We start from the raw sequence: 21,338 nt of genomic DNA, 5'->3' as shown, positions 1-21,338 counted from the left end.
GGAGGGTTTTGCAATGCGTATCGGTGTACCGACAGAAGTAAAGAACAATGAAAACCGTGTGGCTATGACGCCGGCGGGAGTAGTCAACCTGGCACTATTCGGCCATGAAGTTTTCATCCAGTCCGGAGCAGGGCTTGGCTCAGGCTTTACGGACGCAGATTATGAAACAGCAGGCGCTGTAATCGTTCCGGGTGCAGAAAAAGCATGGGAACAGGAAATGGTCATGAAAGTGAAAGAACCTGTAGCAAGCGAATACAAGCATTTCCGCGAAGGGCAAGTGCTGTTCACTTATTTGCACTTGGCACCAGAAGTGGAATTGACGAAAGCATTGCTTGAATCGAAAGTGACGGGCGTAGCATACGAAACGGTTCAGCTTGCCAATAACTCATTGCCGCTCCTTACGCCAATGAGCGAAGTGGCTGGACGGATGTCGACACAGATCGGTGCGCAGTTCCTTGAGAAAATCCACGGAGGCGGCGGCATTTTGCTCGGCGGCATCCCCGGCGTTTCCCGCGGTAAGGTAACGGTTGTCGGCGGTGGTGTTGCCGGAACGAACGCTGCGAAAGTAGCAGTCGGCATGGGCGCTGATGTGACAATCCTCGATTTGAACCCAGAGCGTCTTCGCCAATTGGATGATCTGTTCGGAAAAGATGTGCAAACATTAGTTTCAAACCCACTGAACATTGCCCAATCAGTTAAAGAATCGGATCTGGTCATCGGAGCGGTATTGATTCCGGGAGCGAAAGCACCGAAATTGATTACAGAAGACATGGTCAAATCGATGAAACCTGGTTCTGTCGTCGTGGATATCGCAATCGACCAAGGCGGAATTTTCGAAACGAGCGATCGCATCACGACGCACGATGCGCCGACATACATCAAGCATGATGTCGTCCATTACGCTGTCGCGAATATGCCGGGAGCAGTTCCGCGCACATCGACAATCGGGCTGACGAACGTGACGGTTCCTTACGCAGTGCAAATCGCTAATAAAGGACTGAAGCAAGCTGTCCTTGATAACGAAGCATTGAAAAAAGGCGTCAACACGATGAATGGCCATGTGACGTATAAAGCAGTAGCAGACGACCAAAGACTGGAATATAAATCAGTCGACGAATTGCTGCAATAAGATAAAAAAAGAGCTGTCCTGAAAATCCGTTGACCGGATTTTCCTGGGATAGCTCTTTTTTGTTTTACCGGGTGATGATCGTTAATTCTTTCGGGTACTTGGTCAACACTTCATAACCATCTTCGGTGACAACCACATCGTCTTCGATGCGCACGCCGACTTGGTCAGGGACATAAATGCCCGGTTCAATCGTAAAGACCATTCCTGCTTGGAGCGGCATGTTATTGCCACCGTGTATAGACGGGAATTCATGGACGGAAATGCCGAGTCCATGCCCGAGGCGGTGCGTGAAATATTCCCCGTAGCCGGCCTCCTCGATGACGGTGCGTGAAATCCCGTCCAGCTCAGCTGCAGTGATGCCAGGGCTCACCGCGTCAAGCGCCGCTTGTTCTGCGTGTCTGACGATTTCGTACACTTCTTTTGCTTGTTCACTTGGTTCGCCGAAGGCAAGTGTGCGTGTGATGTCCGAGCAATAGCCTTCGTAAATGACACCGAGGTCCATCAACACGAGGTCGCCGCGTGTGATTTTCCGTTCGCCGGTTTTGCCGTGCGGAGAGGCCGCTTTCGGTCCGGTCAGTACGGTCGTATCAAATGACATATGGGTAATACCGCGTTTTTTCAGCGCGAGTTCGATTTCGGTCATCAACTCGATTTCTGTCATCCCCTCATTCATCTTCTGTGCAGCGACTTCGATGGCATAATCGGCCAGTTTCGCTGCGTGGCGCAGGATGTCGAGTTCCGATTCGTCCTTGACGACGCGCATCGCATTCAGCTGGTCATCGATTGCGTGGATTTCGGGTGACTGGAAATAACGGTTGATGGCGTCGTAACGGTCGACCGTCATATGCGCTTTTTCGATGGCGATGCTTTGCATCGGCTGATTGCGCTTTTCGGCTGTTCTGTAGAGGACTTCCATTGCATCCTGTGTGTCCGCGTGTCCAGCGATTTCACCCATCCAGCCGGCAGCTTTCGCATCCGGCGCTTCCATCGCAGGGCAGATCAAGAACGGTTCCGCTTGTGCAAATACCATCACGGCGAGCAAACGTTCTTTTGGGTCGCTGTTAAAGCCGGTCAAATAAAAGACATTGTGCGGGTCGGTGATGAGCGCCGCATCGACTTGCTGCTGTTTCAAAATTTGTTGCATGTTCGATAATTTATTCATATGTATTCCTCCCCTTCATGTGTAGCATATCAAAAATCAGGGTATAAAACAGCAGATAGCGGAGAGCCAAAATTCCACTGGAGGGATACTATGAAAATCTCGTACCATGGCCATTCGGTCGTGAAAATCCAAACCGAAGGCAAAATTATCTTGATCGATCCATTTATCAACGGCAACGAATTGACCGATTTGACGGTCACAGGGGAAAAGCCGGATGCGATTTTACTTACCCATGCACATAATGACCATGTCGGCGATACCGTTGAACTCGCCAAAGCGAGCGGGGCAGTAGTCGTGGCGACCGTCGAGCTGGCAAACTATTTAGGAACTCAAGGCATCGAGACGATTGGGATGAATCTTGGCGGTGCCAACCAATTCGATTTCGGCAAAGTGAAATTCACGAAAGCGTTCCATAGCTCTTCTTACACGACAGAAAGCGGAGACGTCATTTACGGCGGCATGCCGGCCGGAATCCTGTTTGAAGCAGAAGGAAAGACGGTTTATCATGCAGGAGACACTGAAGTGTTCGGGGACATGGAAATCATCGGCAAACGCCATTCGATCGATGTGGCATTTGTGCCCATTGGAGATTTCTTCACGATGGGGCCGACCGACGCGGCTTATGCAGTAGAGTTGCTGAAGCCGAAAACGGTCGTGCCGATCCATTACAATACATTCCCGCCAATCAAGCAGGATCCGGAACAATTCAAATCTCAAGTCACCGGTGCGCAAGTTAACATCATGCAGCCCGGCGACAGCGTAGAGTTATAGAATCTCTTGGACCAAAACAAAAAGGACAGCGAAACGATGGATGTTTCGCTGTCCTTTTGTGCATTTTCACTAGGGTTAATGCGATTTGTTTCATGGGTTTTGCAGTTATCGACTTCCATTCGGAATGTGATAAACTAAGGAGTAGAGGATAGCAGAAAGTTTGGTGAAACAATGGCAACAAAACATGAACAAATTTTGGACTATATCGAAACTTTGGCGGTAGGGGAAAAGATCTCCGTCCGTCGAATCGCCAAAGAATTGCAGGTTTCAGAAGGCACCGCTTACCGTGCCATCAAAGAAGCGGAAAACAACCGGCTGGTTTCGACAATTGAGCGCGTCGGCACCATTCGGATCGAGCGCAAGAAAAAAGAAAATATCGAGCGGCTGACTTATGCGGAAATCGTCAAAATCGTCGATGGCCAAGTGCTCGGCGGACGCGCGGGCCTGCACAAATCATTGACCAAGTTCGTCATTGGCGCGATGCAGCTGGAAGATATGATGCGCTATACGGAAGCCGGAAATCTACTTATTGTCGGAAATCGGTACAAAGCGCATGAATATGCAATTCAAGCAGGGGCAGCGGTGCTGGTGACGGGCGGTTTTGAGGCGTCCGAGCAAGTGAAGAAGCTTGCCGATGAATACGAGTTGCCGGTCATTTCGACGAGCTACGACACATTTACTGTGGCGACCATGATCAACCGGGCAATTTACGATCAATTGATTAAAAAAGAGATTCTGCTCATCGAAGACATTTTAATACCACTTGAGAATACCCATTTCCTGCATTACAAAGACCCGATCAGCCGTTACCAGGAGCTTAACAATGAAACGACCCACGGCGGATTCCCGGTCGTTGATTCAAACGGCAAGCTGGTCGGCATCGTCACTTCCCGTGATGTCATCGGCTATTCCGAGACCGATTCGATCGATAAGGTGATGACAAAGGACCCGATTACCGTGTCCCTTCAAACAAGCGTTGCAGCAGCAGGGCACCGGATGATTTGGGAAGGGATCGATCTTCTGCCGATTACGGATGATCACCATAACCTGATGGGCATCATCAGCCGGCAAGACGTCCTGAAAGCTATACAAACGGCTCAGCGTCAGCCACAGCAAGGCGAAACGATTGATGATATCATCAAAAGCCAATTGACCTTATTGCAGGATGAAAAATTAAGTTTGGAGTTCAAGGTGACGCCGCAAATGACCAATGCTTACGGTTCGCTGTCGTACGGAGCTTATACGATGCTTCTCACCGAAGCTGCGGCTACAGCTTTAAAGACGAAAAACCGAAAAGACAGCGTCCTCGAAAATATGACGGTTTATTATTTGAAGCCGGTTCAACTGGATGCAACATTGACCATCCGCCCGACGATTTTGGACATTAGCCGGAAATCTGCGAAAGTCGATGTGGAAGTCCTTTTTGAGCAGAAAGTGATCGGCAAGGCGATGCTGACATTCCAATTGCTTGACCGTTAAACAAAAAAACCCCTCCGCGAAGGAGAGGTTATTTTATGGGTTGAGGCGGGTTTCCTCGTCGAGAAAAGCCTGGTAATGGCGGTTCGCTTTAAAGTTATGAACGATGAGCGCCACACCGAGGACGATGAAAATGCCGGCGATGATATACGTGACCGCTGTTTGGAAAATGAACAGCTGGTTGATACCGAAAAAGGCGATGAAACTGCCGAGAGCCATCGAAGCGCGGCTCGCATACCAGTTTTTCCGTACCGGCAAACGGGTGCGGATTTGTTTTGTTTTATAATAGAGATAAAAGGCAGCAGAAACAATGATCAGAAATATAAATATTAGCATGGGGAACCTCCTGTTGTGCAAATCTACTATCCATTGTAATGTGGATAGCAGGAAAATGCGAATGGATTTCCCCTTCCAACGGAGGATTAAGGCAATGTACAGTCAAATCATCGACACAATTAAACAATTCGATACCATTATCATCCATCGCCATGTACGGCCGGACCCGGATGCTTATGGTTCGCAAATCGGCTTGAAATACATGATCAGCCATAACTATCCCGAAAAGCGTGTGCTAGCAACAGGAACCCATGACTATACGATGGATTTCCTCGACTTCCCGGACGCTGTCGAAGATGCGGATTTCAAAGGTGCATTGGTCATCGTCACCGATACCGCCAATACCGACCGCATTGATGACCAACGCTATACGACAGGTGCAAAATTGATCAAAATCGATCATCACCCGAACGATGATGCCTACGGTGACATTTGCCAAGTCGATCCACAAGCGAGTTCTTCATCCGAAATGATCTATGAATTATTTACATATGGCCAAATTGCAGAAAATTGGAAGCTGTCCGATGCAGGCGCCAGGCTGTTGTATGCCGGAATCATCGGCGACACCGGACGCTTCCTATTCCCGAGCACCACTCAAAAAACTTTTGACGTGGCGGGGGAATTGATTAAATATGGTTTTGACCGTAACGAGCTCCATAACGGCATGTACGAAATGGACCGCAAATTGCTCCATCTTCAAGGGTATATGTATCAAAATTTCCAAATGAATACAAACGGTGCTGCCTTTGTTAAAATCACACGGGATATTTTAGCGGAATTCGATGTGACGCCAACCGATACTTCTTTGCTCGTCGGTACATTAGGCAATGTCAAAGGCATTAGAGCCTGGGTGATTTTAATCGAAGAAGAAACGGAAATCCGTGTACGCCTCCGCTCGAAAGGCCCGGTCATCAATACGCTCGCAAAAGAATTCGGAGGAGGGGGCCATCCGATGGCTTCCGGTGCTGTCGCTTATTCTTGGGACGAGGCGGACCGGGTGATCCGGCGCCTTGAGGAAATTTGCGCGAGCGCTTGAGGAAAGAAGGTGTTGAAATGGTCTATCCGCATATCGTGACGGCGGCCGATCCGCTGCAGAGCACGGTTCGCCTGGAAGAACTCTTCTCCGTTCTTGCCAAGCAAGGTGCACGCGCTGCAGCTCTTGTCAATTCCAAACTATACGGCGTTCTTCCTTTTTGGGACGCATGCAAAAAGGCTGGCATCCACGGGGTGCTCGGCCTTTCCGTGCCGATCGACTTTGAAGGGACTGCACTGCCGGTCATTTTATATGCTGAAAATAATGAAGGCTATCATATGCTCCTGAAACTTACGAGTGCTTTATCCACGCGCCAGGTGAGGGCGGTTCCGAAGAGATGGCTGTCAGCGTATCAACAAGGCTTGATCTGCGTCATCCCGAACAAAACCGAATGGGTGTTGACCGACCGCAGTGCAGCTGTTAGCTATGTGCAGGGGATTTTCGGTGACCGCTTGCTCGCGAGCATTGAGCGGCCGGGTGGTGCTGTCTGCGAAACGGAACAGACGTTTCGCGATTTATGTGCTTCGTTCGGCTTGACGCTTATCGCAAGCCAAGAAAGCCGTTACGTGAAAAAAGAAGACGCATTTGCATACGAAGTAGCAAATGCCATCGGGGGAGGCTTTAAACTAAGTGACTCGGAGCGGCCGCGGCCGGAACATTCAAATGCCTATGTGCCGTCTCGCGAAGAGCTGTCGGAATGGTTTTCGGATCATCCTGAATGGCTGCAAGAGGCGGAAAATTTACTCCTGAAATGCCGAGTCAGCATCCCGCTCCATCGCCAACTGTTGCCGCATTATCCGTTAAAGAGCGGACAGGACAAAGCAGAAGTGATCAAAACGCATTGCATGCGCGGGCTTGAAGAGCGCATCGAAACGGTCACTGCAGATTACCGTGAACGGCTCGACTATGAGTTGGGCATTATCGCATCGATGGGGTATATTGATTATTTTCTTATCGTTTCGGATTTTATGGCGTTCGCAAGGAAGAAAGGGATTTTAACGGGGCCAGGACGCGGATCTTCCGCCGGCTCACTCGTCGCTTTTGCGCTTCGTATCACCGATGTCGATCCGCTGGCACATGGTTTATTGTTCGAGCGTTTCTTGAATCCGGAACGCGTCACTTTACCGGATATCGACATCGATTTTGCCGATCACAGGCGCCAGGAAGTGGTGGAATACGTTGCGCAGAAATATGGCGCATTGCAAACTGCCCAAATCATCACCTTCGGCACATTGTCCGCCAAAGCAGTTGCACGGGATACGGCGAGAGTGTTCGGATTTGAATCCGAAGAGCTCGAGAAGATATCAAAAATGATTCCGAGCCGCCTCGGCATCACGCTGCGCGAAGCATTGCTTGAATCGAAGGCATTTGAAAGTTGGATCATCGGGAATGAAGTGCGTGAACGCTGGTTTAAAACCGCGCTGAAACTGGAAGGCTTGCCGCGCAATTCGTCGATCCATGCGGCAGGCGTTATTTTAAGTCCAGGGCCTCTAGTGGACTATGTTCCGATTGAAAAAGGCCATGACGAGATTTTCATTACACAATGGCCGATGCAAGAGCTCGAAGCAATCGGCTTGCTGAAAATGGATTTTCTTGGATTGCGCAATTTGACTGTATTGGAAAACATGGCGCATATGGTGAAGCGTGATTTGAATGAGCGCATCGATTATCGCAGTTTGCCTCTCGCTGATGCCGCAACGTATACTTTATTGGCAAAAGGCGACACGGCTGGGATTTTTCAGCTGGAATCCCCAGGAATGCGCCGCGCGTTGATGCTGATCAAGCCGAGCGCATTCGGCGACATTGTCGCAGTCAATGCCTTATACCGTCCGGGCCCGATGGAATTCATCCCTCTTTACGCCAGGCGCAAGCACAAGCAGGAGGCGGTAACTTACATTCATCCGGTGCTCGAGCCGATACTCGCGGAAACATACGGTGTTATCGTCTATCAGGAACAAATCATGAAAATTGCCGCCGAAATGGCAGGCTTTAGTTTAGGGGAAGCGGATCTTCTGCGCCGCGCCGTCAGCAAAAAAAGCCGTCAGATCCTCGATGAAGAACGCCAACATTTTGTCAGAGGCGCAACAACAAAAGGCTATGCAAAAAAAGAAGCGGAAGCGGTCTACGACTTGATTGTGCGGTTTGCCGCCTATGGCTTTCCGAAAAGCCATGCAGTCGCTTATAGCATGATTTCCTATCAGCTGGCGTATATGAAAGCCCATTACGCGGTGCAGTTTTATGCGTCGTTGCTGTCGAATAGCCAAGGCAACCAGGAAAAAACCGCTCAGTTCATGCGCGAGATGAAAGAGCGTGGCATCCCGCTTGCCCCGCCGTGCATCGTGAACAGCCGCCATGGCTTCTCCTCGGAAGAAAAGCTTGTAAGAACCGGGCTGAATGCCATAAAAGGTGTTCCCGGGACGGACGTCAAAGCGATTCTGTCGGCCAGACAAGACGGCCCGTTCCACAGCCTGTTCAATATTGCCGAACGGATATCAGCTGTCCACTTTACCCGCAAGGCTATCGAACCGTTGATCAAAGCGGGAGCGCTGGACATGTTGGGTAAAGACCGGGCAGTGTTGCTCGCTTCGCTGGACAGTGCGATCAAGCATGCTGAGCTGGTGAAACCGAATGAAGAGCCAGGCTTGTTTGATGACATGGGTTCATCATTCATGAAACCGAAATACACAAAAGCCGATCCGATGCCCGAAAACCTCAAACTGGATTTTGAAAAAGAAGCACTTGGATTTTATTTGAGCACGCATCCGGTTGCGCGGGAGAAAGAACAGCGTAAAACCAGTTATACGGCGCTCAACGACCTGCCGCAGAAAAAAGACCGTGAACGGGTGGACGTCCTTGGCTTGGTGGAGGATGTGCGTCGCATCCGCACAAAAAAAGGGGATGCGATGGCGTTCGTCACTTTGCAGGATGAAACAGGAGTAGCGTCGATCACCTTATTCCCGAAAGAATATGCCCAGTACAATGAACGGCTCGAAAAAGATGCACTGCTCGAAGTGCAAGGGGCGGTTGAAAATCGCCAAGGAAAGACAGCGATCATCTGCAAAACAGTCTCGATTGAATAGCAATATATTTCCCGATTGCATAAACTATTTCCTATTAAACTGCTTTTCTTTAAAAAGAAAAGCAGTTTTTTCTTTACGGGAGCCGAAATTTTTTGTAAAGTTATAGAAAGATTAGTGGTCAGACCACTTTCAAAAAAATGGAAACAAAAGGAGTTTTCATGAATCAGCCTAAGCGCTATTTAAACATCGTAAGTGAAATGCGGGATATGATCCGCGAACAAAACATACGTCCGGGCGACCGGATTCCATCTGAACGGGAATTGGCGGAAAAGCTCGCAGTGGGGCGCTCGACCATCCGCGAAGCATTGCGCAGCCTGGAACTGCTGGGACTTATTGAAACACGGCGCGGCGAAGGGACGTTTCTATCGGAACCGAGAAATCATCGTCTGGTCGAGCTATTGTCCACTTTTGTTTTGCAAGACAGTAAATCGCATGAAGATGTCCGGGAGACGATGTGCATCCACGAAACGGCGGCTATACAAGCTATCTGTGGAACCGATGCTGCGAAATTGCCGGTTTGGGATAGTTTTCTTGGACGGCTCGAAGCGCATGATTTCAAACGGGAGGATTTTGTCCGGGAGTTGATGGTACTATCCGGCAACCGCCTATCATTGAAAATTTGGTTCTTGTTAAAGCAATATAGCGGCAATCCATATGACGGCGATGTATCGCCTGAGGAAAAAAAACTATTGACGAATATACTGCAAGCGATCGAAGAGCAGGATGCCGAAGCGGCCATCCGGGGCTTTAAAGCCTGGAGCAGTGTCTTAACTAAAGGGGAGAATAAGGAATGGCGATGATACGGGATATATTCAAACGAAAACGCGACGAAAAAGAGGCGACAATTCCATCAAAAGCGGCTAAAGATGTGCCGGAAGGATTGATGACCAAATGCCCGAACTGCAAACACATCACTTTGACGAAAGAACTCGAGCATTTGGGCAAAGTCTGTCCGAAATGCGACCATCATTTCAAGATGACGGCGCACGAGCGCATTGTCCACTTGATGGACGACTCAAGCTTCGAATCGGTGGATGATCATTTGAAGTCGGAAAACCCGCTCAATTTCCCGGGCTACAGCGAGAAAGTGAAATCCGATAGCCAAAAAACCGGTTTGAATGAAGCGGTCTTGACTGGCAGCGGATCGATTAAAGGCCAGCAAGTCGTCATTGCGGTAATGGATTCCCATTTTCGCATGGGCTCGATGGGGTCAGTGGTCGGAGAGAAAATCACCCGCGCCATTGAGCTCGCGACAAAACTGAAAGTGCCATTTCTAATATTCACAGCAAGCGGCGGGGCGCGCATGCAAGAAGGTGTGTTGTCGCTCATGCAGATGGCGAAAACGAGTGTGGCTTTAAAGCGCCATTCGAACGAAGGCTTATTGTTCGTATCGATTTTGACGCATCCGACTACAGGTGGCGTGTCAGCCAGTTTTGCTTCTGTCGGAGACATCAACTTGGCGGAACCGAAAGCGTTGATCGGTTTTGCAGGACGCCGCGTCATCGAACAGACAGTGCGGGAGAAATTGCCGGAAGATTTCCAGACGGCTGAGTTCCTGCTCGCGCACGGCCAATTGGATGCAGTCGTGCATCGCTGCAAAATGCGCGAAACGCTTGCGACCATTGTTCGCTTGCATGTGAAAGGAGCTGGATCCGATGCCTAAAAAGAAAGTGAAAACGATGGCATTCGAAGAGCCGTTGATCGAACTGAGAAGAAAAATCTCGGAATTGAAAGACTATACGAAAACAGCTGATGTGGATCTCAGTACCGAGATTGCATCACTCGAAGAACGCTTTGCCAAACTAGAAGAGGAAATCTACGAAAACATGAAGCCGTGGGATCGCGTTCAAGTGGCACGGCATCCGGAACGGCCGACAACGCTCGATTATTTGTCGCTCGTGTTTACGGACTTTATCGAATTGCACGGCGACCGCCTTTACGGCGACGATGAAGCGATTGTCGGTGGCATCGGCAGTTTTGAAGGGCAGCCCGTGACCATCATCGGCCATCAGCGCGGCAAAGACACAAAAGAAAACGTCCGCCGCAATTTTGGAATGCCGCATCCAGAAGGTTACCGTAAGGCATTGCGCTTGATGAAGCAGGCGGAAAAATTCGGCCGGCCGATTATTTGCCTGATCGATACGAAAGGTGCGTACCCTGGGAAAGCAGCGGAAGAGCGCGGCCAGAGTGAAGCAATCGCCCGCAACCTCGTCGAAATGGCTGGGCTTGAAGTGCCGGTCTTGTCGATTGTCATCGGAGAAGGCGGCAGCGGGGGAGCGCTTGCGCTTGGTGTCGGCAATCAGATCCTGATGCTGGAGAACTCGACGTTCTCGGTCATTTCACCGGAAGGGGCAGCATCGATTCTATGGAAAGACGCAGCACTGGCGAAAACGGCTGCAGAAGCGATGAAAATCACCGCACCGGATCTTTTGGGCATGGGCATTATCGAGCATATGATTCCGGAAGTGCGCGGAGGCGCACATCACAACCCAGCCCGACAGGCGGAGCTGATCAGTGGGGCCATCCGTTATTCACTCAATGAACTGAAAGATTTGAGCGCGGACGAATTGATTGCACAGCGCTACGATAAATTCAGGGCGATCGGTGTTTTTACCGAATAAAAGCAGGCCGCATTTTGCGGTCTTTTTATTTTGGGGTAAAGTACAAAAAAGCGCCCTGCAAACAGGGGTTTTGGACTGACAGCGTACGGCTTGCATGGTAAGGTGAATAAAGTAATAAGGAAGTGTAGGAGGCGGTTCGGGTGAAAAAAATCGGAGTGTTGACAAGTGGCGGCGACTCGCCGGGGATGAATGCGGCGGTCCGTGCCGTTGTTCGTAAAGGCATCTATCACGGTGTTGAAGTAGCGGGCGTTTATTATGGCTACCAAGGCTTGATTGAAGGAAATATCCACGATCTACAGGCGGGAGATGTCGGGGATATTATCCAACGCGGCGGAACTAAGCTATACTCTGCGCGTTGCGAGGAATTCCGCACAGATGCAGGGCAATGGAAAGCAATTGAACAGATGAAAAAGAAAGGTCTCGAAGGCTTGGTTGTCATCGGCGGCGACGGTTCCTACCGTGGGGCGATTGCATTGACGAAAAAGGGATTCCCGAGTATAGGCGTACCGGGCACGATCGATAACGACATTCCGGGAACGGACTACACAATCGGCTTTGATACGGCACTCAATACCGTCATCGAAGCGATCGATAAAATCCGTGATACGGCGACGAGCCATGAACGGACATTCATCGTCGAAGTGATGGGCAGGGACGCAGGAGATCTTGCTTTATGGGCAGGGCTGGCAGGCGGCGCAGAAACGATCCTCATTCCGGAAGATCCATTCGACATGAACGCCATGCTTGAACGGCTGGAAAGCGGACGCAAGCGCGGCAAGAAGCACAGCATCATCATCGTAGCGGAAGGGGTCATGGGCGGTGCGGAACTGGCTTCCCTGATCGCAGACAAAACCGATATTGAAACGCGCGTCTCCGTTCTTGGGCACATTCAGCGCGGCGGTTCACCGACAGCACGGGACCGTGTACTGGGCAGCCTATTCGGTGCTCGGGCAGTGGAAGTGCTGATCGAAGGAAAAGGAGGCCTGGCGATTGGCATGAAAAATCACCAGGTGGTAGACTATGATATGACAACGGCGTTCGAACAAGAGCACGATGCCGATATGCGTTTGTATAAGCTTTCAAAAGAATTATCAATTTAAACAGGTAAATGGAGTGAGCCTATTGAGAAAAACAAAAATCGTCTGCACAATCGGTCCGGCCAGTGAATCGCCGGAAATACTAGAACAATTAATGGAAGCGGGCATGGACGTCGCGCGTTTGAACTTTTCGCATGGCGATCACGAAGAGCATGGGTTGCGCATCAAACGCATTCGCGAAGCTTCTGAGAAGACCGGCATAACGGTCGGTATTCTATTGGATACAAAAGGTCCTGAAATCAGAACACATAAAATGGAAAACGATGAAATCGAACTTGAAACAAACCAGGAAATCACAATTTCGATGATGGAAGTGCTTGGAACAAAAGAGATGTTTTCGATCACATATGACAAGCTGATCGAAGATGTAAATGAAGGTTCAATCATTCTGCTCGACGATGGACTGATTGAACTGCGCGTGACAAGCATCGATCTGGAGCGCGGATTGATCCACACGATCATCGAAAATGCGGGGACATTGAAAACGAAAAAAGGTGTCAACGTGCCGGGAGTTTCCGTGCAATTGCCTGGAATTACCGAAAAAGATGCAGAAGATCTGATGTTCGGTATTGCTCAGGATGTTGATTTCGTTGCGGCTTCATTTGTGCGCCGCCGCTCGGACGTTATGGAAATCCGCAGTTTGCTGGAGAAGAACGGCGGAGCTCATATCCAAATCATTCCGAAAATCGAAAACCAGGAAGGCGTCGACAACTTGGATGAAATCATCATGGTTTCAGACGGTTTAATGGTTGCCCGTGGTGACCTTGGTGTAGAAATTCCAGCAGAAGAAGTGCCGCTCGTGCAAAAATCGATGATCGAAAAATGTAATAGCGCAGGGAAGCCGGTCATCACAGCGACCCAGATGCTTGACTCGATGCAGCGCAATCCACGTCCGACACGCGCAGAAGCGAGCGATGTGGCGAACGCGATTTTCGACGGAACCGATGCAATCATGTTGTCAGGAGAAACGGCAGCAGGGCTTTATCCGGTAGAATCGGTCGAGACGATGCACCGCATTGCCGAGACGACCGAAGCGGCGCTTAATCATAAACAGATCGTCACGAACCGCCGCAAAGAAAAAGAATCGAATATGACCGAAGCGATCGGACAAGCGGTTGCCTATACCGCCCTTAATTTGCGTGTCAAAGCTATTCTTGCTCCGACGGAAAGCGGCCATACAGCGAAAATGATTTCCAAATACCGTCCAGGCTCACCGGTCATTGCCGTGACGTCTACAGCTCGCACAGCCCGGAAACTGACATTGAACTGGGGCGTTCATCCAATTGTCGGCGCTCGTGTGAAAACGACGGACGAAGTACTCGATATTGCCGTTGTAGAAGCGCTGAAACATGGATTAATTAAGCATGGCGATCTCGTCATTATCACAGCTGGTGTTCCAGTCGGTGAAGCCGGTACGACAAATCTCATGAAACTCCGCGTAATCGGAGACATTTTGGCAAAAGGCCAAGGTATTGGGAAAAGTGTCGGTTTCGGCGAAGCAGTCGTTGCCCGCACAGCAGATGAAGCTCTTGGCATGGATACTAAAGGCAAAATCATCGTCACATATGGCACAGACCGCGACATGATGGACGCTATTAATAATTGCGACGGCATCGTGACAGAAGAAGGCGGATTGACGAGCCACGCAGCTGTTGTCGGTCTGAGCCTTGGAATTCCGGTAATTGTCGGCGTCAAAGATGCTGTTGCTAAAATCGAATCCGGCCAGGAAATTACGATTGATGCAGCTTCCGGTGTGATTTATCAAGGACATGCGAGCGTTTTGTAAAGAAAATTTGGAGGTCGATTGACTATGATGAAGTGGATTTTTCTGGCATTGGTGGTCGTACCGACACTTGAGCTTGCGATATTGATTTGGGCAGGTGGCCAAATCGGATTTTTCTGGACGCTTGGATTGATCATCTCGACCGGGTTGCTTGGTGCTTTTTTGGCGAAACGCCAAGGGCTAAGAGCAATCCGTGATATTCAGTCGAGCATGAGCCAAATGGAGGCGCCTGGCGACCGTCTGATCGGTGCCGCGTTTATTTTGGTCGGCGGCACACTGTTGCTGACGCCGGGCTTCATTTCGGATGCTGTCGGGTTCAGCTTATTGTTCAGCCCGACTCAGAAACTATACAAGCCGCTCGTTTATCGGGTGCTTCAGAAGAAGATGAAAAACACCCGGATTATCGTTGGATAATTCCGGGTTCATTCATCATAAGACGATCGATTTTAAAATTTCACGAGCGTTTTCATTCACAAATTGTACAAAGTTGATTATAATAACTAGGTAAGTCTATTTACGGAAAACTGCATGAAAGCAGACGGCTCATTCATTCTGTTTTTTTGGAATGATGAAGTAGAATGAAGAAGGAGAGATTTCCATGACATCATCAAAAGGTTTAGAAGGTGTAGTAGCAACACAATCGGCAATCAGCTCGATTATTGACGACACACTTACATACGTCGGTTACGATATCGATGACTTGGCTGACAATGCCAGTTTCGAAGAAGTGATTTATCTTCTGTGGCACCAACGTTTGCCAAAAGCAGACGAACTGGCTGAACTGAAACAGCAGCTCGCCGACAACATGGCGGTGCCGCAAGCGGTGCTCGACCACTTCAAGACATACGACATCAAACATGTCCACCCGATGGCGGCACTGCGCACAGCGGTGTCCATGCTCGGCCTCTTCGATGAAGAAGCGGAAGTGATGGAAGAAGCGGCGAACTACCGCAAAGCGATCAAGATCCAAGCGAAGATCTCGACGCTCGTGACGGCATTCGGACGCATCCGTGCAGGCAAAGAGCCGGTTCAACCGAAAAAGGACTTGAGCTTCGCGGCGAACTTCCTGTACATGCTATCCGGTGAACTGCCGGAAGACATCGAAGTTGAAGCGTTCAACAAAGCGCTCGTCTTGCACGCCGACCACGAACTGAACGCCTCGACGTTCACTGCGCGTGTAGCGGTTGCGACTTTGTCTGACGTTTACTCCGGTGTGACGGCAGCGATCGGCGCCTTGAAAGGCCCGCTCCACGGCGGCGCCAACGAGCAAGTGATGAAGATGCTGACAGAGATCGGATCGGTCGAAAACGTCGAGCCGTTCATCAAAGAAAAGCTTGCCAACAAAGAAAAGATCATGGGCTTCGGCCACCGCGTCTACCGCAAAGGGGACCCGCGTGCGAAGCATTTGCGCGAGATGTCGAAAAGATTGACGGAGCTTCGCGGCGAACCGAAATGGTACGACATGTCCGTGAAGATCGACGAATTGATCACGAACGCAAAACCGCTTCCGCCGAACGTCGATTTCTACTCGGCATCGGTGTACCATTCCTTGAACATCGAGCATGATTTGTTCACGCCGATCTTCGCGGTATCCCGTGCATCGGGCTGGCTGGCGCACATCTTGGAGCAATACTCCGACAACCGCCTGATCCGTCCGCGCGCGGAATACATCGGACCGGGAATGCAAACTTATGTACCGGTTGAACAGCGCTAATTAAAGCAATAAAATAAAATTTGATGGGGCTGACACATTGTGCAGCCCTATGACTTTGAACTCAGGAGGAAATTATACATGACGAACGGTGAAAAAATTTCAGTTGAAAACGGCGTCTTGAACGTCCCAAATAACGCAGTAATCCCATACATTATCGGTGACGGAACTGGGCCGGATATCTGGAACGCAGCTTCACGCGTATTGGAAGAATCGGTAAAAAAAGCTTATAATGGCGAGAAATCAATCGTCTGGAAAGAAGTCCTTGCTGGACAAAAAGCATTCGACGAAACAGGCGAATGGCTTCCGGAAGAAACGCTTGACGTTATCCGTGAGTACCTGATCGCTATCAAAGGACCGCTTACTACGCCAATCGGCGGCGGTATCCGTTCATTGAACGTAGCTTTGCGCCAAGAATTGGATCTTTACACATGCGTGCGCCCAGTACGTTATTTCGAAGGCGTTCCTTCACCGGTCAAACGCCCTGAAGATACTGACATGGTCATTTTCCGCGAAAACACGGAAGATATCTACGCAGGCATCGAATACGCTAAAGGCTCTGATGAAGTTAAGAAATTGATTGCTTTCCTTACTGACGAAATGGGCGTTAAAAACATCCGCTTCCCAGAAACTTCAGGAATCGGCATCAAACCGATTTCAGAAGAAGGAACTAAACGCCTAGTGCGCGCTGCGATCGACTACGCGATCACTGAAGGCCGCGAATCGTTGACGATTGTCCACAAAGGGAACATCATGAAGTTCACTGAAGGAGCTTTCAAGAACTGGGCCTATGAAGTGGCTGAGCAAGAGTTCGGCGACAAAGTGTTCACATGGAACGAATACGATAAAATCAAAGACGAAAAAGGTACGGATGTTGCGAACAAAGCACAAGAAGACGCTTTGGCTTCCGGCAAACTGCTTGTTAAAGATTCCATCGCTGATATCTTCCTTCAGCAGATCCTTACACGTCCAAGCGAGTTCGATGTTGTTGCAACAATGAACTTGAACGGCGACTATATTTCTGATGCTCTTGCTGCACAAGTCGGCGGAATCGGCATCGCACCTGGTGCGAACATCAACTACGATACAGGCCATGCAATCTTCGAAGCGACTCACGGTACGGCTCCGAAATATGCTGGACTTGATAAAGTAAACCCATCTTCTCTTATCCTGTCAGGTGTTTTGATGCTTGATCACCTTGGCTGGACAGAAGCTTCGAAGTTGATCACAGCTTCTATGGAAAAAACAATTGCTTCTAAAGTTGTTACTTATGATTTTGCCCGCCTAATGGACGGCGCAACAGAAGTGAAAACATCTGAATTCGCTGATGAACTAATTAAAAACATGTAACATTAAAGAGGAGGCTATGCCTCCTCTTTGTTGTATCATCCGATGGGAAGGAGAGTTTTTTATGACATTCAAACGACACAAGATTTCAGTAATCGGTTCTGGGTTTACAGGCGCCACAACCGCATTTTTGCTCGCGCAAAAAGAGTTGGGGGATGTCGTCATCGTGGATATTCCAAATATGGAAAATTCGGTAAAAGGAAAAGCTTTGGATATGGCGGAAGCTGCACCGGTTTTAAATTTTGATGCGAAAATAACCGGCACCGCTGATTACAAGGACACGAGAGATTCCAGCATAGTCATTATTACTGCAGGTGTTGCCCGAAAGCCGGGCATGAGCCGTGATGATCTTGTCTTGACCAATCAGAAAGTGATGAAATCCGTTACGAAAGAAATAGTCAAATACTCACCGAATGCGACAATTCTTGTGCTGACCAATCCGGTTGATGCGATGACTTACACTGTTTTTAAAGAATCCGGCTTTCCGAAAGAGCGGGTAATCGGCCAGTCTGGTGTGCTCGACTCTGCACGGTTCCGCAGCTTTGTTGCCGAGGAACTCAATTTATCGGTAAAAGATATTACCGGATTTGTACTGGGGGGCCACGGCGATGATATGGTGCCGCTCGTCCGCTACTCATTCGCTGGAGGGATTCCACTTGAAAGCCTTATTCCGAAAGACCGGCTGGAGCAAATTGTTGATCGGACAAGAAAAGGCGGGGCAGAAATCGTTAACTTGCTCGGAAGTGGCTCAGCGTATTATGCGCCAGCTGCCTCTCTTGTGGAAATGGCTGAAGCGATCATCCGCGACCAAAAACGCGTCTTGCCGTCCATCGCTTATTTGGAAGGTGAATATGGCTTGGATGGAATTTATTTAGGTGTACCGGCCGTATTAGGTGCGTCTGGTATCGAGAAAATCATTGAAATTGATTTGAACGAAGAAGAGAAACAGGCGCTCGATCAATCGGCTGCTTCAGTGAAGGCGGTCATGGACGTGTTATCATAATGGAAAGACCAGGCAGTTAACCCTGCCTGGTCTTTTTTATAATATGAAAAAGCACAATTTTGAGTGAGCTATGGAGATTGTATGGAAAGCGGACGAACTTGCACATGTACGCTGGAAATTGATACTATAAGGATAAGAAACACTTAGGGGAGGGAAAGCCTGTGTTGCTAGGGAAAAAACGCAAATTGGGCAGGAAAATTGAAGACATTACAGTCGGCGAAAGATTAAAGTTGACGGAAAAAATCGAAGACAAAGATCTATTGCTTTATCTGGGATTGACGAATGATGGAAATCCTTTGTATATTCAGCATGATTTTGCTTCCACGACCAGCTTTGAGAAACCGGTCGTGCCCAATATTATGCTGACAGGTATCGTCACATCAGCAGTTTCCAAATATATACCGGGTCCTGGATCGTATATTTGTGAACAGCATTTAGTATTCAAAAAGCCGGTCTACCATTATGCGACGATCGATTTCTTGTTGGAAGTGGCGGATGTTGACGTTCGGAACAATCAAGTGACGATTCGTGTAGAAGGTAAAGATGAAGAAGGAGCAATTTACATTGATGGCACTATCGTTGCGCAACCACCGAAAACGATCAACCGCCTGACTACGCAAGCAATGGAAAATTTTTAAAGCGGTTTGGAATGGGGGTTCCAAATTGAATTTGGAGGATGTAAAATGCCGAAAAAAATATTGATTATCGAAGATGAACATCCGATTGCAACTCTTTTATCTTATAATCTGGTGCAGGCGGGCTATGAAACGGTCATCGCCAATGACGGGAAACAGGGCTATGATCTTGCATTAAGCGACAAGCCGGATTTGATCGTTCTGGATTTGATGTTGCCGTCAATGGACGGTGTCGAGGTATGCAAATCGCTGCGCCAGCAGAAAGTCAACACACCAATCATCATGCTCACTGCCAAAGGCGACGAATTCGATAAAGTGCTGGGGTTAGAACTAGGGGCTGATGATTATATGACTAAACCATTCAGTCCCCGTGAAGTCGTAGCCCGCATTAAAGCGGTATTGCGTAGAGCTGAGACGAGCCCAGTCATTCAGCAGGACGGGGCTACTCCATATGTTTTCGGCAAATTGCAGATTTTTCCCGATCGCTTTGAAGTGTTTTTAGATGACAAGCAATTGGATTTCACGCCAAAAGAATTCGAATTGCTCGTATACTTGGCCGAAAACAAAAACCGTGTTTTGACGCGCGACCAATTATTGAGCGCAGTGTGGAAATATGATTTTGCGGGCGATACGCGCATTGTTGACGTTCACGTCAGCCATTTACGTGAAAAGATCGAAATCAATACACGGAAACCGACATTCATCAAAACAATTCGGGGCCTCGGATATAAATTCGAGGAGCCGAAAAACTCATGAGCTTCCGGCGGCGCTTGCTGATATCATTGATGATTTGGATCGGTGTGCTGCTCGCTGGCCTTTATTTGATCACGCTCCAATTTTTCCCATTGTATGAAAATGCACAGAATAAATCGGCAGTCTGGATGGCGCTCGGAGTTATTTATTTGACGGGCTTGGCGATTTCCGCCGTGATCGGAAACCGCATCATCCGCCTTCAAGTAGAGCCGATCGAAAATGCGACAGCTACGGCGGTTGAATTAGTTAAAGGTAATTACCGAGCACGGGCGTATGAATCCGATGCACAGGGCAGTCTAGAGCTGAACAAGACGATCAACGTGCTGGCCCGTAATCTTCAGGAAATCGCGACGGTCCGCCAGATGGAGCAGGAACGGCTGAAAACTTTGATCGAAAATATGGGGAGTGCACTCGTCATGATTGACCGCCAAGGCCGGATTTCACTCATCAACCGGGCATTTCTTGAAGAAACCGGTTTGGCCAGCGAGTCGGTACTTGGCAGCATTTACCGTGAAATCAGCATTGCGCCTGAGTTGAAATCGTTTATTGAAAGAGTGTTTATGACCGAAACCCGTTCCCGTGACCAAATTGAGTTTGCCGATGGCATCACGATGAAAAACTTGGATGTCTACGGAGCGCCGGTCATCGGCGAGCATGAGCGCTGGCTCGGCGTGGTGATAGTTTTCCATGACATCACAGAGCTGAAAAAACTGGAGCAAGTGCGGAAAGACTTTGTGGCGAATGTCTCCCATGAATTGCGGACACCCGTCACATCGATCAAAGGCTTTTCCGAAACCTTGCTTGACGGAGCGTATCAAGACACGGACACTTTATTGTCGTTTCTGGAAATCATCCAATCAGAAAGCAACCGTTTGGAGATGCTGATCAACGACTTGCTCAATATATCGAATATGGAACGTTCGGCTTTCCATATACAGGTGGAGCCGACAGATATGAAAGCCATCATCGAACGGGCAGTTGAAACGGTGCATCCGAAACTGGCAGAAAAGAATATTCATATCGATTTGAAGCTGCAGCCGATCACGGTAAATGGCGATGGGAACCGGCTAATCCAGGTGATCGTCAATTTGCTGATCAATGCCGTGACCTATTCCCAAGAAAACACGACGATCTCCGTCCGGCTGTTTGCACAGGCGGAACAAGCGGTCATAACAGTGGAAGACCAAGGGATCGGCATCGAAGCGTCTGAAATCGGGCGATTGTTCGAGCGGTTTTACCGAGTGGACCGGGCCCGCAGCCGAAATTCTGGTGGAACGGGCCTCGGATTGTCCATTGTTAAACACATCATTGAAGCACATCAAGGCAAAGTCGAAGTGGAAAGTAAAGTCGGTGTTGGTACTGTGTTTACAGTATATTTGCCGCTTGTGAGTGAATTTTAGG

Annotated in this window: 18 protein-coding genes and 1 pseudogene; 17 read left to right on the top strand and 2 right to left on the bottom strand. The window is 49.2% G+C overall.

From position 1 onward, the window contains the following. Window positions 1–13: 13 nt before the first annotated feature. On the top strand, window positions 14–1,129 hold the full coding sequence (gene ald / locus J7E21_RS06855; RefSeq protein WP_215105929.1) for an alanine dehydrogenase: 1,116 nt from the start codon (window positions 14–16) through the stop codon (window positions 1,127–1,129). Between the two features lie 64 nt (window positions 1,130–1,193). On the opposite strand, the gene J7E21_RS06850 is transcribed toward ald, so the two are convergent. Then, window positions 1,194–2,291 (bottom strand): M24 family metallopeptidase, encoded by a 1,098-nt coding sequence (locus J7E21_RS06850; protein WP_215105927.1) that lies wholly within the window; start codon window positions 2,289–2,291, stop codon window positions 1,194–1,196. Between the two features lie 90 nt (window positions 2,292–2,381). On the opposite strand from J7E21_RS06850, the gene J7E21_RS06845 reads away from it, so the two are divergent. Both J7E21_RS06845 and J7E21_RS06840 read left to right on the top strand, forming a co-directional pair. Then, complete coding sequence (locus tag J7E21_RS06845) at window positions 2,382–3,062, top strand: metal-dependent hydrolase (protein ID WP_215105925.1); 681 nt, start codon at window positions 2,382–2,384, stop codon at window positions 3,060–3,062. A 171-nt stretch (window positions 3,063–3,233) separates the two neighbouring features. Continuing rightward, window positions 3,234–4,541, top strand: a complete 1,308-nt coding sequence (locus J7E21_RS06840) for a DRTGG domain-containing protein (protein WP_215105922.1) — start codon at window positions 3,234–3,236, stop codon at window positions 4,539–4,541. Window positions 4,542–4,574: 33 nt separating this feature from the next. Here J7E21_RS06840 and J7E21_RS06835 read toward each other — a convergent pair whose 3' ends face one another. After that, window positions 4,575–4,874 (bottom strand): YtpI family protein, encoded by a 300-nt coding sequence (locus tag J7E21_RS06835; protein WP_215105920.1) that lies wholly within the window; start codon window positions 4,872–4,874, stop codon window positions 4,575–4,577. A gap of 94 nt (window positions 4,875–4,968) precedes the next feature. Here J7E21_RS06835 and J7E21_RS06830 point away from each other — a divergent pair, with 94 nt between their 5' ends. The 14 genes and pseudogenes from J7E21_RS06830 (at window position 4,969) to pnpS (ending at window position 21,337) form a co-directional block, all read left to right on the top strand. Beyond that, the gene (locus J7E21_RS06830) at window positions 4,969–5,910 is read left to right on the top strand and encodes a DHH family phosphoesterase (protein WP_215105919.1); all 942 of its coding nucleotides are present in this window, start codon (window positions 4,969–4,971) and stop codon (window positions 5,908–5,910) included. A gap of 17 nt (window positions 5,911–5,927) precedes the next feature. After that, the gene (gene dnaE / locus J7E21_RS06825) at window positions 5,928–8,987 is read left to right on the top strand and encodes a DNA polymerase III subunit alpha (protein WP_215105917.1); all 3,060 of its coding nucleotides are present in this window, start codon (window positions 5,928–5,930) and stop codon (window positions 8,985–8,987) included. 158 nt (window positions 8,988–9,145) lie between these two features. Continuing rightward, window positions 9,146–9,787, top strand: coding sequence for a FadR/GntR family transcriptional regulator (locus J7E21_RS06820; protein ID WP_215105915.1), 642 nt, complete (start codon window positions 9,146–9,148; stop codon window positions 9,785–9,787). Next, on the top strand, window positions 9,778–10,650 hold the full coding sequence (accD, locus tag J7E21_RS06815; protein ID WP_215105913.1) for an acetyl-CoA carboxylase, carboxyltransferase subunit beta: 873 nt from the start codon (window positions 9,778–9,780) through the stop codon (window positions 10,648–10,650). The genes J7E21_RS06820 and accD overlap by 10 nt, the downstream gene beginning before the upstream one ends. Beyond that, entirely contained in the window at window positions 10,643–11,608 is a 966-nt protein-coding gene (accA, locus tag J7E21_RS06810) for an acetyl-CoA carboxylase carboxyl transferase subunit alpha (RefSeq protein WP_215105912.1), read from the top strand. The genes accD and accA overlap by 8 nt, the downstream gene beginning before the upstream one ends. A 140-nt stretch (window positions 11,609–11,748) precedes the next feature. Continuing rightward, window positions 11,749–12,708 (top strand): 6-phosphofructokinase, encoded by a 960-nt coding sequence (gene pfkA / locus J7E21_RS06805; protein ID WP_215105911.1) that lies wholly within the window; start codon window positions 11,749–11,751, stop codon window positions 12,706–12,708. A 22-nt stretch (window positions 12,709–12,730) separates the two neighbouring features. Further along, window positions 12,731–14,491, top strand: coding sequence for a pyruvate kinase (pyk, locus tag J7E21_RS06800; protein WP_215105910.1), 1,761 nt, complete (start codon window positions 12,731–12,733; stop codon window positions 14,489–14,491). Between the two features lie 24 nt (window positions 14,492–14,515). Further along, a complete protein-coding gene (locus J7E21_RS06795) occupies window positions 14,516–14,902 on the top strand; it encodes an FxsA family protein (RefSeq protein ID WP_215105909.1) in 387 nt (128 codons plus the stop codon). Window positions 14,903–15,086: 184 nt separating this feature from the next. Next, window positions 15,087–16,139 (top strand): annotated as a pseudogene (gene citZ / locus J7E21_RS06790) (citrate synthase); the annotation flags it as partial. 141 nt (window positions 16,140–16,280) lie between these two features. Beyond that, a complete protein-coding gene (gene icd, locus J7E21_RS06785; protein ID WP_215105907.1) occupies window positions 16,281–17,549 on the top strand; it encodes an NADP-dependent isocitrate dehydrogenase in 1,269 nt (422 codons plus the stop codon). 61 nt (window positions 17,550–17,610) lie between these two features. Beyond that, complete coding sequence (gene mdh / locus J7E21_RS06780; protein WP_215105905.1) at window positions 17,611–18,549, top strand: malate dehydrogenase; 939 nt, start codon at window positions 17,611–17,613, stop codon at window positions 18,547–18,549. 161 nt (window positions 18,550–18,710) lie between these two features. Continuing rightward, on the top strand, window positions 18,711–19,187 hold the full coding sequence (locus tag J7E21_RS06775) for a MaoC family dehydratase (protein WP_215105903.1): 477 nt from the start codon (window positions 18,711–18,713) through the stop codon (window positions 19,185–19,187). A 45-nt stretch (window positions 19,188–19,232) separates the two neighbouring features. Beyond that, the gene (locus J7E21_RS06770; RefSeq protein WP_215105901.1) at window positions 19,233–19,940 is read left to right on the top strand and encodes a response regulator transcription factor; all 708 of its coding nucleotides are present in this window, start codon (window positions 19,233–19,235) and stop codon (window positions 19,938–19,940) included. Beyond that, window positions 19,937–21,337, top strand: a complete 1,401-nt coding sequence (pnpS, locus tag J7E21_RS06765; protein ID WP_215105899.1) for a two-component system histidine kinase PnpS — start codon at window positions 19,937–19,939, stop codon at window positions 21,335–21,337. The genes J7E21_RS06770 and pnpS overlap by 4 nt, the downstream gene beginning before the upstream one ends. Window position 21,338: the final 1 nt, after the last annotated feature.

The organism is Planococcus sp. ISL-109 (assembly GCF_018613655.1).
Lineage (GTDB): Bacteria > Bacillota > Bacilli > Bacillales_A > Planococcaceae > Planococcus.
This window is presented reverse-complemented; position numbering and strand designations above follow the sequence as displayed.

Excerpts from the sequence above, each read along its gene's own strand:
- ald (WP_215105929.1), top strand. The coding sequence starts at position 14 with ATGCGTATCGGTGTACCGACAGAAGTAAAGAACAATGAAAACCGTGTG.
- J7E21_RS06850 (WP_215105927.1), bottom strand. The coding sequence starts at position 2,291 with ATGAATAAATTATCGAACATGCAACAAATTTTGAAACAGCAGCAAGTC.
- J7E21_RS06845 (WP_215105925.1), top strand. The coding sequence starts at position 2,382 with ATGAAAATCTCGTACCATGGCCATTCGGTCGTGAAAATCCAAACCGAA.
- J7E21_RS06840 (WP_215105922.1), top strand. The coding sequence starts at position 3,234 with ATGGCAACAAAACATGAACAAATTTTGGACTATATCGAAACTTTGGCG.
- J7E21_RS06835 (WP_215105920.1), bottom strand. The coding sequence starts at position 4,874 with ATGCTAATATTTATATTTCTGATCATTGTTTCTGCTGCCTTTTATCTC.
- J7E21_RS06830 (WP_215105919.1), top strand. The coding sequence starts at position 4,969 with ATGTACAGTCAAATCATCGACACAATTAAACAATTCGATACCATTATC.
- dnaE (WP_215105917.1), top strand. The coding sequence starts at position 5,928 with ATGGTCTATCCGCATATCGTGACGGCGGCCGATCCGCTGCAGAGCACG.
- J7E21_RS06820 (WP_215105915.1), top strand. The coding sequence starts at position 9,146 with ATGAATCAGCCTAAGCGCTATTTAAACATCGTAAGTGAAATGCGGGAT.
- accD (WP_215105913.1), top strand. The coding sequence starts at position 9,778 with ATGGCGATGATACGGGATATATTCAAACGAAAACGCGACGAAAAAGAG.
- accA (WP_215105912.1), top strand. The coding sequence starts at position 10,643 with ATGCCTAAAAAGAAAGTGAAAACGATGGCATTCGAAGAGCCGTTGATC.
- J7E21_RS06795 (WP_215105909.1), top strand. The coding sequence starts at position 14,516 with ATGATGAAGTGGATTTTTCTGGCATTGGTGGTCGTACCGACACTTGAG.
- icd (WP_215105907.1), top strand. The coding sequence starts at position 16,281 with ATGACGAACGGTGAAAAAATTTCAGTTGAAAACGGCGTCTTGAACGTC.
- mdh (WP_215105905.1), top strand. The coding sequence starts at position 17,611 with ATGACATTCAAACGACACAAGATTTCAGTAATCGGTTCTGGGTTTACA.
- J7E21_RS06770 (WP_215105901.1), top strand. The coding sequence starts at position 19,233 with ATGCCGAAAAAAATATTGATTATCGAAGATGAACATCCGATTGCAACT.
- pnpS (WP_215105899.1), top strand. The coding sequence starts at position 19,937 with ATGAGCTTCCGGCGGCGCTTGCTGATATCATTGATGATTTGGATCGGT.